This window comes from Pseudomonas sp. B40(2017) (assembly GCF_002112855.1).
Classification (GTDB): Bacteria; Pseudomonadota; Gammaproteobacteria; order Pseudomonadales; family Pseudomonadaceae; genus Aquipseudomonas; species Aquipseudomonas pharyngis.
The window spans coordinates 149,515-165,499 of record NZ_NEIT01000006.1; the positions used below are offsets into that span (position 1 = coordinate 149,515).

Sequence of the window (15,985 nt, forward strand, 5' to 3'; positions counted from 1 at the left end):
CGAAATTGGGGTGGGTCAGATAGATCCACCCCCTCACCCCAGCCCTCCCGAAACGTCGGACCGCCCGTAGGGAGAGGGAGCCTACCGAGGTGTCTTGCGTCATACATCGACCTGAAAAATCCGGTCGATTATGGATTCAGCAAAGTACGATCAGGTCGGTGCATCTTTAAAGCATCCCCCAATCAGTCCCCTCTCCCTACGGGCGGTCCGACGTTTCGGGAGGGTTAGGGTGAGGGGGGCTCTTGATTTTGCTCTGGCGTTAAAGGCTCAACGAAAAAACGGCACATCCCCCAACACCGTAGCCCGCTGCATCACCCGCCGTGCCGGCCGGTAATCATCCACCGCGTAATGCTGCGTCACGCGGTTGTCCCAGAACGCAATGTCATCTTTCTGCCAGCGCCAGCGAATGGTGAATTCCGGCCGCGTCGCGTGGGCGAACAAGAACTTCAACACCGCTTCGCTTTCGGTTTCCGACAGTTCATTGATCTTCGACGTGAACCCTTCGCTGACGAACAGTGAACGCCGTCCGCTCACCGGGTGCGTGCGAATCACCGGGTGCGACAGCGGCGGATTTTTGCGCCTCGCGCCTTCCCACTGCGCCAGCGCTTCGGGCGTGTTGCCGTAGCGTTCCAGCGGGAACGAGCGGGTGAAATCGTGAGTCGCGGTCAGCCCTTCGAGCAGCGCTTTCATCGGCGCCGACAGCGCCTCATATGCTGCAATCCCGCTGGCCCACAACGTGTCGCCACCGAACTCCGGCAACAGCTTGGCGCTGAGCACCGCGCCCATGGCCGGGGTCGGCAGGAAGGTCACGTCGGTGTGCCAGATCGCGTTGTCGCGCACGTCGGTGACGGCGGTGTCGAGGATCAGCACTTCCGGTTGTTCCGGTACGTTCGGGTAGATCGGGTGAATATGCAGGTCGCCGAAATAGGCGGCGAAGCGCGCCTGCTGCGAAGGCTCGATCGGCTGATTGCGGAAGAACAGCACCTGGTATTTGAGCAGCGCCTGCTCGATGGCGTCGCGCTGTTCCAGGTTCAGCGGTTGGCTGATGTCGACGCCGCTGATCTGTGCGCCGAGGGCCGAGCTTAACGGGGTGATGTTCAGGCTGCTCATGGTTGTTCTCTTCAATTCCGGGGCCCCGAAACTGTCGGGGTAGTCAGTGCTGAAAAATCAGTGGGCCTGGCCGTGCCACGGCACCAGTTTCCTTTGCAGGGCACGCAGGCCCATCTCCATGGCGAAGGCGATCAGGGCGATGACCAGAATCCCCAGCACCACCACATCGGTGACCAGGAACTGCGCGGCCGACTGCACCATGAAGCCCAAGCCGCTGGTGGCCGCGATCAGTTCGGCGGCGACCAGCGTCGACCAGCCCACACCCAAGCCAATGCGCACACCGGTCAGAATGTCCGGCAGGGCGCTTGGCAAAATCACATGGCGGATCAGTTGCGCGCGGGTGGCACCCAGCGACTGCGCGGCGCGCAATTTGGCCGGGTCGACGGTGCGCACGCCGGTCGCGGTGGCAATCGCGATCGGAGCGAAAATCGCCAGGTAGATCAGCAGCACTTTCGACAACTCGCCGATGCCGCACCAGATCACGATCAGCGGCAGATAGGCGAGTGGCGGAATCGGCCGGTAGAACTCGATCAGCGGATCGAGCACGCCACGGGCGATGCGGTTGGCGCCGATGGCAATGCCCACCGGCACCGCGGTCAGAATCGCAAACCCAAGGCCCAGACCAATGCGGCTCAGGCTCGCGCCCAAGTGCTGCCACAACGTCGAATCCATGTACCCCGTGGTTGCCAGCAACCAGCCTTTTTGCAGCACGGCCGAAGGTGGCGGCAGGAACAGCGGTTCGATCAGGCCGGTGGCCGTCACGGCCCACCAGATCACCAGCAAGGCGAACAAGGTCAGCAGGCTGATCCAGCGGGTGCTGAGGCGGCGGCGCACGGGAATCACCACCGATGTGGCGGCAGGTTTCACGGCGGTGGCGGAAACGTCGTAACTGCTCATGCGCGCTCCTGCCGCTGAACGGCGCTGCGTTGCGAGAACACTTTAGCCAGCACGTGTTCGCGGGTTTCGATGAAGCGCGGATCGGACTTGATCGCCCGCGCCGATTCGCCGGCGGCGTAGCGCTGGCCGAAATCCAGGTGCAGACGCTCGACGATCTGCCCCGGATTCGGCGCCAGCAGAATCAGGTCAGTGGCGAGGAACACCGCTTCTTCAATGTCGTGGGTAATCAGGAACACCGGTTTGGCGGTGCGTTGCCAGACTTGCAGCAACAGCTCCTGCATCTGTTCGCGGGTGAAGGCGTCAAGGGCGCCGAAGGGCTCGTCCATCAGCAGCACACGCGGATCGGCTGCGAGGGCGCGAGCGAGGCCAACACGCTGCTTCTGGCCACCCGAAAGTTGCCAGATGCGACGATGTTCAAACCCGGATAGATCGACCAGCGCGAGCATTTCCCGGGCGCGCTGTTCGCGTTTGTCCTTGGCCACACCGGCCAGTTCCAGACCGAAAGCCACGTTGGCCAGCACGTCCTGCCAGGGCAACAGGGCGTCGTCCTGGAACACCACGCCGCGCTCAGCGCTCGGGCCTTTGACCGGCACATTGTCGAGGGTGATACGGCCGGCGCTCGGTTCGACGAAACCGGCAATCAGGTTCAACAGCGAAGTCTTGCCACTGCCGGACGGGCCGAGGGCTACCAGCAATTGCTGAGGGCCGAGGGTCAGGGAAATGTCGGACAGTACCGGTTCCGGGCTGCCGGGATACTGTGCGCTGATGCGCTCCAGCTGTAGCAAGGCCATCGCGATTAACTCCCGATCAGTTGGTGATGTACTTGGCGCTGACGTACGGCGCGTAGTCCGGCAGTACCGCTTCGACCTTGCCTTGCTCCTTGAGGAACGCAGCGGTGTCGGTGATGGCTTTGGTGGTCGGTGCGCCGAGGTCGCTGACCTGATCCGCCGCCAGTGGGTAGACGTTGCCTTGCAGCAGCAATGGGATGTCGCTGGCTTTGGCGCCGGACAGTTTCACCAGCTTGTCGACGTTGCTCTGATTGGCCAGCCAGGCTTTCGGATCCTTGCGGTAATCGGCGTAGGCGTCGAGGGTAACTTTGGCGAAGGCGGTGACGATTTCCGGGTGCTTCTCGGCGAAGTCCTTGCGCACGATCCAGGCGTCGAAGGTCGGCGCGCCGAACTTGGCCAGTTCACCGGAAGTGATCAGCACTTTGCCGTTTTCCTTGGCCACACCCAGCGCCGGATCCCAAACGTAGGTGGCGTCGATGTCACCGCGTTTCCACGCGGCAATGATTGCCGGCGGGGCGAGGTTGAGCACGGTGACTTTCGAAGGATCGATGTTCCAGTGCTTCAGCGCGGCCAGCAGGCTGTAGTGACCGGTGGACACGAATGGCACGGCGATTTTCTTGCCGACCAGATCCTGCGGGGTCTTGATGCCGGAGCCGTCACGGGCGACCAGTGCTTCGGCGGCGCCGATCTGGGTGGCGATGAGGAAGGTTTCCACCGGGACTTTGCGGGTGATCGCAGCGGTCAGCGGGCTGGAACCGAGGTAGCCGATCTGCACGTCACCGGAGGCGATGGCGGCAATGATGTCGGCACCGTTATCGAATTTGCGCCAGTTGATGTCGGCCTTGGTGGCTTTTTCATAGGCGCCGTCGGCCTGGGCGACTTTCGCCGGGTCAACGGTGGTCTGGTAGGCGACGGTGAGGTCGGCGGCCTGAGCCAGAAAACTCGCAGCAGCCAGAGAGGCCACGGCCAGCAGGCGAAGCGGGAAATTCAGTTTCATTCAAGAGCTCCATATCAGGCGACCGAGCGTCGGCGTGAAAGGAGACTAAATGATCTAAGAATCTAAAAATAAATAACTTTTTAGAATGAGCTTATGAGCGGAAAAATCTAAGGCTCGCTGGTGTTGGGGGCGTTTGAGTTTTGGGTATGGCTTGAGATTTTTTCCCCCTCACCCCAACCCTCTCCCCCAGGGGGGCGAGGGGGAAAGGGAGCTGATCGCGGGCTTTTCAGATCCTGAGTTCGACTCGGTATTTCACGTCGACGTAGCTCTGATAAACACTGCGGTCAGTCCCCTCTCCCTCTGGGCGGTCCGACGTTTCGGGAGGGTTAGGGTGAGGGGGCTGCGATCCAACGCCGATCAATCAGTTACTGATCGCCAGAATACTCGCCTGATACGACCCGACAAACACGTCGAAATCGCCCACCTCGTTCTGCTCCAGCTCCGCCTGTTGCGCCAGCGAAGACCGCGCCAGTTCTTCGAACTTCGCTTGCTCGTCAGCCGCCAACGGCTCGCTGCGGAAGAACTCGGCGTGAGCCTGGCTCTGGCGCAGGGAGAATTGCGCGAAGCTTTCCTTGTGCGTGGCCATCGCCGCCAGCACCTGGGCCGAAGGCGTCAGGGATGAATCCTTGACCTTCGCGAGCTGCGCATCGAGCGCCTTGCTATGGGCATCGCCGCCATGGCTTTGATCCAGCAATGCCGCCAGCGGAGCGATTTTTTCCAGCAGTTCGGCAGCCCATTCCTTCAGCTCGACCGGTTGGCCATCGCGCTGCAATTGCAGGCCCGGACGGCGACCTTCCTTGACCACGCTGAGGAAGTTGGAGGTGGCGTTGCCGCAGGAGTTGTTGGTCAGCAGCGGGCTTTCGTTCAGCGCGCAGTACAGCAGGAATGCGTCGAGGAAGCGCGACTCGGTGAGGTCGATGCCCATCGGCAGGAACGGGTTGATGTCCAGGCAGCGCACTTCGACATACTGGATGCCACGGGCCATCAAGGCCTGGATCGGCCGCTCGCCGGTGTAGGTCACGCGTTTCGGGCGGATGTTGGAGTAGTACTCGTTTTCGATCTGCAGGATGTTGGTGTTCAGTTGCACCCACTCGCCATTCTGGTGCGTACCGATTTCAACGTACGGCGCGTACGGCGTGGCCACCGCTTGGCGCAGGCTGTCGGTGTAGCTCGCCAGATCGTTGTAGCACGGGGTCAGGCCCGCCTGGGCGTTGCTCTGGTAACCGAGGTCGCTCATGCGCAGGCTGGTGGCGTAGGGCAGGTACAGGGTGTCCGGATCCAGCTGTTCCAACTGGTGCGAACGACCGCGCAGGAAACCGGCGTCCAGCGCCGGCGAAGCGCCGAACAGGTACATCAGCAGCCAGCTGTAGCGGCGGAAGTTACGGATCAGCGCGATATAGGACGACGACTGGAAATCCCGGTCAGTGCCAACGAAGCCTTCGGCTTCTTTCAGCAACGGCCAGAGCTTTTCCGGCAGGGAGAAGTTGTAGTGAATCCCGGCGATGCACTGCATGGTCTTGCCGTAACGCAGGGCCAGGCCCTTGCGGTAGACGTACTTGAGCTGACCGATGTTGGAGGTGCCGTAATAGGCGATCGGGATGTCTTCCTCGGCCGGCAACGGGCACGGCATCGATGGACTCCACAGGTACTCGTTGCCGAGCTTGCTGTAGGCGAAGCGATGAATCTTGTCCAGGCTGGCCAGGGTATCGGCCGGGTCCGGCAGGGCGGGCGTGATGAACTCCAGCAGCGACTCGGAATAGTCGGTGGTGATCTGTTCGTTGGTCAGCGCGGAACCCAGGGCTTCAGGGTGCGGCGTCTGGGCCAGGCGGCCTTCGCCGGTCACCCGCAGGCATTCACGTTCGATACCGTGAAGGCACTGCTCAAGCAGAGAGAGGTTAGCGCGCTCGCCGAGCAGAGCCAGGCGGCGGTTGAGAAGTTCGCTCAATTTGGATTCCTTCACGCGTCAGTCGCCCCAATATGGGGGTGGGCAGGACGGTCTACAAGGGTGAAGTTGAAACTGGCGTTTTCGCCTGGTTTGTCGGGCTCTGAAGCCCCCGTTGAAACGCCAACTTCACTCCCTGAATCTGGCCGATGCACGCGAAGATTACGCGGTTCCTGTGGGAGCGGGCTTGCCCGCGAAGGCGTCGTGTCAGGCGAACTGATGCTGCCTGACACTCCCTCTTCGCGGGCAAGCCCGCTCCCCCAGAAACGCTCGACGCTGCGATCACAGCGCCGAAATTAACTCAAAATGATGAACAACATCTACAGGACAGCGAACGTGCCTTGCGCTTTTGCGACCAGTTTGTCGCCCTGCATCACGTCGGCTTCGACCACCAGCGTGCGCCGGCCCGGGTGGATCACCCGCGCCGTGCACAGCACCTCGCCATCAGAGACGGCGCGGATGTAGTTGATCTTGCACTCGATGGTCGCGCTCTGCTGGTCGAAGCCGTGGGTGCTGGAGCAGGCCAGCCCCATGGCGATATCGACCAGACTGAACAGCGCGCCGCCGTGCAGCTTGCCGCCGCGATTGCGCAGTTCGGGTTCCAGCGCCAGGGCGACTTGCGCCACCCCGGTTTCCAGGCTGTGCAGGCGGCAGCCCAACAGCTTGAAAAACGCGCTCTCGACGAGCCCGGCCGGAATCTCCATCAGCGTTTCTTCAACTGCTTGGCGTTGGCGAACAGCGACGCCATGGCGTTGTTCGCCGGAGCCGCCGGGGTGGTTTCCTTGCGCGGCGCCGAACCTTGCGACTGGCGTGGCGCCGAGCCCGGACGCGAGCCACGGGCACCGTCGATCTTCTCGCCCGGGGTGTCGCTCATGCGCATCGACAGGCCGACGCGTTTGCGCGGGATGTCGACTTCCATGACCTTCACCTTCACCACGTCACCGGCCTTCACCGCTTCGCGCGGATCCTTGATGAATTTCTCCGACAGCGCCGAAATGTGCACCAGACCGTCCTGATGCACGCCGATGTCGACGAACGCACCGAACGCGGTCACGTTGGTCACCACGCCTTCGAGGATCATCCCCAGTTGCAGGTCCTTCAGGTCCTCGACGCCTTCCTGGAACTCGGCGGTCTTGAACTCCGGACGCGGGTCGCGGCCCGGTTTTTCCAGCTCTTGCAGGATGTCCGTGACGGTTGGCAGACCGAAAGTCTCGTCGGTGAATTTCTTCGGATCCAGACGCTTGAGGAACGCCGCATCGCCGATCAGCGAGCGGATGTCACGGTCGGTTTCAGCGGCGATGCGTTGCACCAGCGGATAGGCTTCCGGGTGAACGGCCGAGGAATCCAGCGGATTGTCGCCGTTCATCACGCGCAGGAAGCCGGCGGCCTGTTCGAAGGTTTTCTCGCCCAGACGCGCGACTTTCTTCAGCGCCGCGCGGGTTTTGAATGCGCCGTGCTCGTCACGGTGGGCCACGATGTTCTGCGCCAGAGTCGCGTTGAGGCCGGAGATCCGCGCCAGCAGTGCCACGGAGGCGGTATTCACGTCCACGCCCACGGCGTTCACGCAGTCCTCGACCACGGCGTCCAGACCGCGCGCCAGTTTCAGCTGCGACACGTCGTGCTGGTACTGACCGACACCGATGGATTTCGGGTCGATCTTCACCAGTTCGGCCAGTGGATCCTGCAGACGACGGGCGATCGAGACCGCGCCACGGATCGACACGTCCAGATCCGGGAATTCCTTGGCCGCCAGTTCCGAGGCCGAGTACACCGATGCGCCGGCTTCGGACACCATGACCTTGGTCATTTTCATTGCTGGATATTTTTTGATCAGTTCGATGGCCAGCTTGTCGGTCTCACGGCTGGCGGTGCCGTTGCCGATGGCGATCAGGTCGACCGAGTGCTTGGCGCACAGGGCGGCCAGGATGGCGATGGTCTGATCCCATTTGTTGTGCGGCACGTGCGGGTAAACCGTGGCGTGATCCAGCAGTTTGCCGGTGGAGTCGACCACCGCGACCTTGCAGCCGGTACGCAGGCCCGGGTCGAGGCCCAGGGTGGCGCGCGGGCCGGCCGGGGCGGCCAGCAGCAGGTCGTGCAGGTTGTGAGCGAACACGTTGATCGCTTCGGTTTCGGCGCCGTCGCGCAGCTCGCCCAGCAGGTCGGTTTCCAGGTGGGTGTAGAGCTTGACCTTCCAGGTCCAGCGCACCACTTCGCTCAGCCATTTGTCGGCCGGACGGTTCTGGTTCTGGATGCCGACGTGCTGGCCGATCATGCCTTCGCACGGGTGCAGGGTGCCCGGCAGCTCTTCGCCGACTTTCAGTGCAGAGCTGAGAATGCCTTCGTTGCGGCCACGGAAAATCGCCAGCGCGCGGTGCGACGGCATGCTTTTCAGCGGTTCGTCGTGTTCGAAGTAATCACGGAACTTCGCGCCTTCCTCTTCCTTGCCGGCGATTACGCGGGCACTGAGGGTGGCTTCCTGCTTCAGGTAGGTGCGCAGTTTTTCCAGCAGGTTGGCGTCTTCGGCGAAGCGCTCCATGAGGATGTACTTGGCGCCTTCCAGTGCTGCCTTGGCGTCGGCCACGCCTTTTTCGGCGTCGACGAAGCGTGCGGCTTCGGCTTCCGGGGCCAGCGACGGGTCGTTGAACAGACCGTCGGCCAGTTCGCCGAGGCCGGCTTCCAGGGCGATCTGGCCCTTGGTGCGGCGCTTCTGCTTGTACGGCAGGTACAAGTCTTCGAGGCGGGTCTTGGTGTCGGCGAGTTTGATTTCGCGCTCCAGCTCAGGGGTGAGTTTGCCCTGCTCCTGGATGCTGGAAAGAATGCTGATGCGCCGTTCGTCGAGTTCTCGCAGGTAGCGCAGACGCTCTTCCAGATGACGCAGTTGGGTGTCATCGAGGCTGCCGGTCACTTCTTTCCGGTAACGGGCGATGAAGGGAACGGTAGAGCCTTCATCGAGTAGCGCGACGGCCGCTTCGACCTGTTGTGGGCGTACGCCGAGTTCCTCGGCGATGCGGCTGTTGATGCTGTCCATAAAACCACCTGACAAATTGTGAAAGCAGGCTCGCAGGCGCGTAAATGAAGGCCCGGAGTCTGGTGGGGCGGCTTGATGCTGGCCGCTGCCTGGGTCAAAAGGCATCCCATTGACCCGTGAAATCGAACAATTACTGCGGCGCCCATGAAAATAAGGGACGGCCACCTGCGGTAACGATTCAGACGTTGCCTGACACAAAAGGCCGCGCATTATAACCAGCGTTCTGTCATTCGGGGGCGACACAGTCTGTAGGCACAAGCCCCGGTTTTCTGGCAGTGAAGGAAAAATCTGCTAACAATGCACACGGTGCGTATAACGGCAGCTACGCCATAATGCGCGCCGAGCTAAAAGGAGCATCCAATGAGCAGCACTGCACAAACTGCTGAAGGCGAAAAAATTCTCATCGTTGACGACGATCCGGGGCTGAGCAGCCTGCTGGAACGCTTTTTCGTCAGCAAGGGCTACCGTGCCCGCGCCGTGCCGAACACCGAGCAGATGGATCGTCTGCTGTCGCGTGAAGTGTTCAACCTGGTCGTCCTCGACCTGATGCTGCCCGGCGAAGACGGCCTGACTGCTTGCCGTCGCCTGCGTGGCGCGAACAATCAGATTCCGATCATCATGCTGACCGCCAAGGGCGACGAGCTGAGCCGTATCAAGGGCCTGGAACTGGGTGCCGACGACTACCTGGCCAAGCCGTTCAACCCGGACGAGCTGATGGCCCGCGTCAAGGCCGTACTGCGCCGTCAGGCCGCACCGGTGCCGGGCGCGCCGGGCAGTGAAGAAGAAAACGTCACGTTCGGCGATTACGTGCTGTCCCTGGCCACCCGCGAACTCAAACGCGGCGACGAAGTGCACATGCTCACCACCGGTGAGTTTGCGGTGCTCAAGGCCCTGGTGATGAATGCCCGTCAGCCGCTGACCCGCGACAAGTTGATGAACCTGGCCCGTGGCCGGGAGTGGGATGCCCTTGAGCGTTCCATCGACGTGCAGATTTCCCGCCTGCGCCGGATGATCGAACCCGATCCGTCCAAGCCGCGCTACATCCAGACCGTCTGGGGTGTCGGCTACGTGTTCGTGCCGGATGGCAACTCCACCAAGTGATGGGTGATTTGTAGGAGCGAGTCTGCGGGGAACGGTCGGAAACGCCGTCCACGCAGACTCGCAATCCGCAATATGCGAGCATTGCTCGCTCCTGCAAGTGTGTAGCGGTTATCCATGAAAACCCCCGTCTGGTTCCCCCAAAGTTTCTTCTCCCGCACCCTGTGGCTGGTGCTCATCGTCGTATTGTTTTCCAAGGCATTGACCCTGGTTTATCTGTTGATGAACGAGGACGTGCTGGTGGATCGCCAATACAGCCACGGCGTCGCCCTGACGCTGCGTGCCTACTGGGCCGCCGACGAAGAAAACCGCGCGAAAATCGCCGATGCCGCGACCTTGATCCGGGTGGTCGGCGCCGGTGTGCCGGAAGGCGAACAGCACTGGCCGTACAGTGAAATCTACCAGCGGCAGATGCAGGCGGAGCTGGGCGCCGACACCGAAGTGCGCTTGCGCATGCATTCGCCGCCAGCGTTGTGGGTGCGCGCACCTAGCCTCGGTGATGGCTGGCTGAAAGTGCCGTTGTACCCGCACCCTTTGCGCGGCCAGAAAATCTGGAACGTACTCGGCTGGTTCCTGGCCATCGGGTTGCTGTCCACGGCGTCTGCCTGGATTTTCGTCAGCCAGCTCAATCAGCCATTGAAACGTCTGGTCTATGCCGCCCGGCAACTCGGCCAGGGCCGCAGCGTACGCCTGCCGATCAGTGACACCCCCAGCGAAATGGCCGAGGTTTATCGCGCCTTCAACCAGATGGCCGAAGACGTCGAGCAGGCCGGTCGCGAGCGTGAGCTGATGCTGGCGGGGGTCTCGCATGACTTGCGTACGCCGCTGACCCGTTTGCGGCTGTCGCTGGAGTTGATGGGGGACCGCACGGATCTGACCAACGATATGGTGCGCGACATCGAAGACATGGACGCCATCCTCGACCAGTTCCTCGCGTTCATTCGTGATGGTCGGGACGAGTCGGTGGAGGAAGTGGATCTCAGTGATCTGGTGCGTGAAGTCGCGGCACCGTACAACCAGAGTGAAGAGAAAGTGCGCCTGCGCCTGGAGCCGATCCAGCCGTTCCCGTTGCGTCGGGTGTCGATGAAGCGTTTGCTGAACAACCTGATTGGCAACGCGTTGAATCATGCCGGAGGGAGCGTGGACGTCGCGGCCTATGTATCCGGAGACACGAGTGCGCCGTACGTGGTGCTGAGCGTAATGGACCGTGGGGCGGGAATCGCCCCATCGGAACTTGAGGCGATTTTCAACCCGTTCACCCGAGGTGATCGGGCCCGGGGCGGAAAAGGTACCGGCCTGGGGCTGGCGATCGTCAAGCGGATTGCTTCGATGCACGGCGGCAATGTTGAACTGCGCAACCGCTCCGGTGGCGGGCTGGAGGCGCGGGTTCGATTGCCGCTGGGGTTGATGCTGCCAAGAGATGCCGTTTAACGGCAGCTACAAGCGGCAAGCTACAAGCCAAAGCTGCTTTTACTCGCCGCTCCCCAGTGCCCCTATCCCTTGCCTTTTGTGCGGGTCATGTTCGGCCCGCCATTCTTCTCAAGGTGTTCGATGATGATCCCCGCCACGTTCTTGCCCGTGGTGGTTTCGATCCCTTCCAGGCCAGGTGACGAGTTCACCTCCATCACCAGCGGCCCGTGGTTGGAGCGCAGGATATCCACACCCGCTACCGCCAGGCCCATGACCTTGGCCGCGCGCAACGCAGTCATGCGTTCTTCCGGAGTGATCTTGATCAGGCTGGCACTGCCGCCACGGTGCAGGTTGGAGCGGAACTCGCCGGGCTTGGCCTGACGCTTCATGGCCGCGATCACCTTGTCGCCGACCACGAAGCAGCGGATGTCGGCGCCGCCGGCCTCCTTGATGTATTCCTGCACCATGATGTTCTGCTTCAGGCCCATGAACGCCTCGATCACCGACTCCGCAGCCGTTGCGGTTTCGCACAGCACCACGCCGATGCCCTGGGTGCCTTCGAGCACTTTGATCACCAGCGGCGCGCCGTTGACCATGTCGATCAGATCGGGAATGTCGTCCGGCGAGTGGGCGAAGCCGGTCACTGGCAAACCGATGCCCCGGCGCGACAGCAACTGCAGCGAACGCAGCTTGTCTCGCGAGCGGGCGATGGCTACCGATTCGTTGAGCGGAAACACCCCCATCATTTCGAACTGACGCAACACCGCACAGCCATAAAACGTCACCGACGCGCCGATCCGCGGGATCACTGCGTCAAAACCCTCCAGCGGCTTGCCGCGGTAGTGGATCTGCGGCTTGTGGCTGGCAATGTTCATGTAGGCGCGCAAGGTGTCGATCACCACCATTTCATGCCCGCGCTCGGTTCCGGCTTCGACCAGACGGCGGGTGGAATACAGACGCGGGTTCCGCGACAGCACAGCGATCTTCATGCAACACCTGTGGAGGAGGTAGATACCGGGAACACCGGCTTGTCTTGTACATATTTGATGCCCGGATTGACCACCAGCTGGCCGTCGATCAGGGCTTTGGAACCTAGCAGCAGGCGATAGCGCATGGACTTGCGGCAGGCGAGGGTGAACTCGATCGGCCAGACCCGATCACCCAGGGCCAGGGTGGTGCTGATCACGTAGCGCACCTGGGCCTGGCCATTCGAACTCTTGATGGTCTTGCGGGCGACCAGCGGCGCTTCGCAGCGTCGATGGCGCAGCTGCACGACGGTGCCCAGGTGCGCGGTGAAGCGCACCCACTTCTCGCCGTCGCGTTCGAACGGCTCGATGTCGGTGGCATGCAGGCTGGAGGTGCTGGCTCCGGTGTCGATTTTTGCCCGAAGGCCGGCGACTCCCAGATCCGGAAGCGCCACCCACTCGCGCAAACCGATAACGGTCAAATGGTCAAATGTCTTCAATGGAAAAAACCAACAATTAACGCGTCCACGCTTCAGGGGATACCTGGGCCAACGCTTTGAATGCGGGCCTGGCGAACCAGTAACCCTGCATCAGAAATATTCCGCAGTCCGCCAGGAAATCCCGCTCACCAGCGCTCTCGATGCCTTCGGCGATGACTGTAACGTCCAACTCCGCACAGATTGTGACAATCCCCCGAACGATAGCCTGACGAACACGGTCATGGTCGATATCGCGAATCAGCGCCATATCGAGTTTGATCAGGTCCGGTTGGAAATCGGCCAGCAGATTGAGCCCCGAATAGCCGGCACCGAAATCGTCGATGGCCGTCTTGAAGCCGAATTCGCGGTATTCACGCAGAATATTGGTCAAATGGCGATAGTTATCTACATGCTCGCTTTCCAGTGTTTCGAAAATCAGCCGGTCGATCGGAAAATTGTGTTTCCTCGCAGCCTCCAGGGTGCTGCGAATACACAACTCTGGACGATAGACGGCGTTGGGCATGAAGTTGATCGACAAGTGTGTCTGCATATTAAGTTCGGCCGCGCCTTCGATGGCGCGAGTCCGGCAGAGCTGGTCGAAACGGTAGCGGTTATCTTCTGTAACCTGATCCAGCACGGTTAATGCGCCTTCACCGGCCACACCACGGACCAGTGCCTCGTAGGCGTACACCGACTTGTCACGCAGATCCACGATGGGCTGATACGCGAAGGAAAAGTCGAAGCCCAGCGGCTCACTTTGCTGGCAGCCCAGGCACCCGGATTTGGGCGAGGTCAATGAAGACGGAAATTTGGTCACTCGATCACTCCATGCCGTTGAACCGGCGAAGATCACAGTTTATCTGGAGGGCCGAGTTCTTGCGCCCGACAGAATCGGTAGTACAGTTCCGACTACTGGCTGAACGAGGAATTCATATGGCACAAAAAAGCGAAGAGGACGACAAGGTTCGTCTCGATAAGTGGCTGTGGGCCGCGCGTTTTTTCAAGACTCGCGCCTTGGCCAAAGCCGCCATCGAGAGTGGCAAGGTGCATTGTCGCGGAGAGCGCTGCAAGCCTGGCAAAGAACCACGCATTGGCGATGAATTCGAGATTCGCGCCGGCTTCGACGAAAAGACCTTTGTGGTTCAGGCCCTGTCGATCGTGCGTCGCGGCGCACCTGAGGCGCAGACGCTGTATGCCGAGACCGAGGCCAGCATTGCCAAGCGTGAAGCGGCTGCGGCGATGCGCAAGGCGGGCGCTCTGGGTGTCACCACCGACGGTAAACCGAGCAAGAAGCAGCGTCGGGATCTGTTTAAATTTCGTGGGAACAGTAGCGGCGAATAAAAAACGCAGCCTGCCGGCCTGGGTAAGACTCCGCCGGCGGCTGCGTTTTTTTCAGTAACCGTTGATTACTGCGCGGACACCACACTCATCCGCGAAACCACCGGCAGCTTGCCCAGCAACCGGAAGACCGGTGCCGTGACCTTCAACCAGAAGTTCGCCGCGTGATAAGCAAACGGCGTGTAGTAACCCCAGCCCAGTGCCCACACCGCCAACAGCATGCCGCCGATGTAATCGTCCTGGCCCCAATGAGCACCGGCGACCAGACGCGGCAGCATGAACAGCAGTGCCAGGCCCCAGATCACCAGAAACTGACCAGCTGTACGGCTGAACACGCCCATGAACAGCGCCCAGATCAGCAGCACCGAGGCGTGATCACCGGGGAAGCTCTGGCTCGAGCGATCTTTCAGCTCCCAGGTCTTCTCCAGATGCGGGAAGTAATCGCTGATATGCACGGCACCTTCGAGCACCATCGACGGGCTGCTGTGCTGCCAGCCCATGTGATCGGAGAACTTGGAAAACAGCGCGCGGATCACCACCATCAGCAGCAGGATCGAGAAAAAACCGAAAAAGGCGCGGCGCACGTCAATCGCCCTGAACACCCAGTCGCCCTTGATCAGCAGTGTCAGCAGAATCAGGCCGACGACGATGTCGAACGGTCGCAGACTTGCAATTGCCCAGATGTGGAGCCATATGGGGTTGCTGGCCAGCGGTGCGTTGAGTGAGCGGAACAGCCACTCGTCGAAAATCACACACAGCATCTGACCTGTAGGCCATAACCAGAAAGCCAGTAGTGCCAATGGCACAACGTTGCACAGAACCAGCCGGCCGAGGTTCCACCTTGATTGGAACAAACCCGGATTGTTCATAAAATGCCTCCCGTGGCTGAACATCGGCATCAAAAAGGATGCCAGAAGCGCGGGATTTTCATTCTTTGTAACCATTTTGTCATCACATTCAGATACCCAGACCTATGACCGATTTCCTCGATACCGATTACACCCAACGCTTCATCTTCGATGACAGCGACACGCGCGGCGAACTGGTGTCGCTGGAGCGCAGCTACGCCGAAGTGCTCGCTAAGCACCCGTACCCGGAACCGGTTGCGCAATTGCTGGGCGAACTGATGGCCGCCGCCTCGTTGCTGGTGGGCACCCTGAAATTCGATGGCTTGCTGATTCTTCAGGCCCGTTCCGAAGGCCCGATCCCGCTGTTGATGATCGAGTGCTCCAGCGAGCGCGAAATCCGCGGCCTGGCGCGCTATCACGCCGAGCAGATTCCTGCCGACGCGACCCTCGGCGACCTGATGCCGAACGGTGTCCTGGCCTTGACCGTCGACCCGATCGCTGGCCAGCGTTATCAGGGCATCGTTGATCTCGACGGCGAAACCCTGTCCGACTGCTTCACCAACTATTTCGTCATGTCCCAGCAGGTCGGCACTCGCTTCAAGCTGTGTGCCGACGGCCGTCGTGCCCGTGGTTTGCTGCTGCAGCAACTGCCGGCCGATCGCCTGAAAGACGAAGAAGAACGCGCCGCCAGCTGGCAGCACATCACCGCGCTGGGCAACACCCTGACCGCTGATGAACTGTTGAGCCTGGACAACGAAACGGTTCTGCACCGCCTCTACCATGAAGAGCAGGTTCGTCTGTTCGATGTGCAGAAACTGCGCTTCCACTGCAGCTGCTCCCGCGAGCGTTCGGGTAACGCACTGGTCAGCCTGGGTCTGGAAGATGCGCAGGCACTGGTGGCCGAGCAAGGTGGCCAAGTCGAGATCGATTGCCAGTTCTGCAACCAGCGCTACCTGTTCGACGCGGCAGATATCGCTCAATTGTTCGCTGGCGCAGGCGTCGAGACGCCGTCAGATACCCGGCACTAAAACGGTTCAGCGCAGGTAAATTCACTGCTCAACGACGGAATTACGCCGTTACGACGG

15 protein-coding genes are annotated in these 15,985 nt (G+C 61.2%); 4 read left to right on the top strand and 11 right to left on the bottom strand.

The window, feature by feature from the left end; genetic code table 11:
• Positions 1–267 precede the first annotated feature (267 nt).
• From tauD to CAF76_RS17775, 7 genes are all read right to left on the bottom strand, one after another.
• Complete coding sequence (gene tauD, locus CAF76_RS17745) at positions 268–1,110, bottom strand: taurine dioxygenase (protein WP_085647942.1); 843 nt, start codon at positions 1,108–1,110, stop codon at positions 268–270.
• A gap of 57 nt (positions 1,111–1,167) precedes the next feature.
• On the bottom strand, positions 1,168–2,007 hold the full coding sequence (gene tauC / locus CAF76_RS17750) for a taurine ABC transporter permease TauC (protein WP_085647943.1): 840 nt from the start codon (positions 2,005–2,007) through the stop codon (positions 1,168–1,170).
• On the bottom strand, positions 2,004–2,798 hold the full coding sequence (gene tauB / locus CAF76_RS17755) for a taurine ABC transporter ATP-binding subunit (protein WP_011331959.1): 795 nt from the start codon (positions 2,796–2,798) through the stop codon (positions 2,004–2,006). The genes tauC and tauB overlap by 4 nt, the downstream gene beginning before the upstream one ends.
• A gap of 16 nt (positions 2,799–2,814) precedes the next feature.
• Positions 2,815–3,792, bottom strand: coding sequence for a taurine ABC transporter substrate-binding protein (gene tauA / locus CAF76_RS17760; RefSeq protein WP_007952702.1), 978 nt, complete (start codon positions 3,790–3,792; stop codon positions 2,815–2,817).
• 361 nt (positions 3,793–4,153) lie between these two features.
• The gene (gene gshA / locus CAF76_RS17765; RefSeq protein WP_064592726.1) at positions 4,154–5,737 is read right to left on the bottom strand and encodes a glutamate--cysteine ligase; all 1,584 of its coding nucleotides are present in this window, start codon (positions 5,735–5,737) and stop codon (positions 4,154–4,156) included.
• Between the two features lie 317 nt (positions 5,738–6,054).
• Positions 6,055–6,438 (bottom strand): PaaI family thioesterase, encoded by a 384-nt coding sequence (locus CAF76_RS17770; RefSeq protein WP_085647944.1) that lies wholly within the window; start codon positions 6,436–6,438, stop codon positions 6,055–6,057.
• Positions 6,438–8,762, bottom strand: coding sequence for a Tex family protein (locus tag CAF76_RS17775; RefSeq protein ID WP_085647945.1), 2,325 nt, complete (start codon positions 8,760–8,762; stop codon positions 6,438–6,440). Before CAF76_RS17775 ends, CAF76_RS17770 begins: the two co-directional genes overlap by 1 nt.
• A gap of 360 nt (positions 8,763–9,122) precedes the next feature.
• Here CAF76_RS17775 and ompR point away from each other — a divergent pair, with 360 nt between their 5' ends.
• Both ompR and CAF76_RS17785 read left to right on the top strand, forming a co-directional pair.
• Positions 9,123–9,863, top strand: a complete 741-nt coding sequence (gene ompR, locus CAF76_RS17780; RefSeq protein WP_007952694.1) for a two-component system response regulator OmpR — start codon at positions 9,123–9,125, stop codon at positions 9,861–9,863.
• Positions 9,864–9,977: 114 nt separating this feature from the next.
• Positions 9,978–11,291, top strand: coding sequence for an ATP-binding protein (locus CAF76_RS17785; protein WP_039764576.1), 1,314 nt, complete (start codon positions 9,978–9,980; stop codon positions 11,289–11,291).
• A gap of 62 nt (positions 11,292–11,353) precedes the next feature.
• On the opposite strand, the gene rimK is transcribed toward CAF76_RS17785, so the two are convergent.
• From rimK to CAF76_RS17800, 3 genes are read right to left on the bottom strand one after another with little or no spacing between them, the layout of a single operon-like run.
• Entirely contained in the window at positions 11,354–12,259 is a 906-nt protein-coding gene (rimK, locus tag CAF76_RS17790; RefSeq protein ID WP_007949201.1) for a 30S ribosomal protein S6--L-glutamate ligase, read from the bottom strand.
• Positions 12,256–12,702, bottom strand: a complete 447-nt coding sequence (locus CAF76_RS17795; RefSeq protein WP_170844915.1) for an ATP-dependent zinc protease — start codon at positions 12,700–12,702, stop codon at positions 12,256–12,258. Before CAF76_RS17795 ends, rimK begins: the two co-directional genes overlap by 4 nt.
• A gap of 49 nt (positions 12,703–12,751) precedes the next feature.
• Complete coding sequence (locus CAF76_RS17800) at positions 12,752–13,531, bottom strand: EAL domain-containing protein (RefSeq protein WP_085611198.1); 780 nt, start codon at positions 13,529–13,531, stop codon at positions 12,752–12,754.
• Between the two features lie 116 nt (positions 13,532–13,647).
• Here CAF76_RS17800 and CAF76_RS17805 point away from each other — a divergent pair, with 116 nt between their 5' ends.
• Positions 13,648–14,055 (top strand): RNA-binding S4 domain-containing protein, encoded by a 408-nt coding sequence (locus CAF76_RS17805; protein ID WP_085647946.1) that lies wholly within the window; start codon positions 13,648–13,650, stop codon positions 14,053–14,055.
• 65 nt (positions 14,056–14,120) lie between these two features.
• Here the strand turns inward: CAF76_RS17805 and CAF76_RS17810 are convergent, their stop codons facing one another.
• Positions 14,121–14,921: a phosphatase PAP2 family protein gene (locus CAF76_RS17810; RefSeq protein WP_064592738.1), complete on the bottom strand. Its 801-nt coding sequence runs from the start codon at positions 14,919–14,921 to the stop codon at positions 14,121–14,123.
• A gap of 104 nt (positions 14,922–15,025) precedes the next feature.
• On the opposite strand from CAF76_RS17810, the gene hslO reads away from it, so the two are divergent.
• On the top strand, positions 15,026–15,928 hold the full coding sequence (gene hslO, locus CAF76_RS17815; protein ID WP_011331968.1) for an Hsp33 family molecular chaperone HslO: 903 nt from the start codon (positions 15,026–15,028) through the stop codon (positions 15,926–15,928).
• The last annotated feature ends 57 nt before the right edge of the window (positions 15,929–15,985 follow it).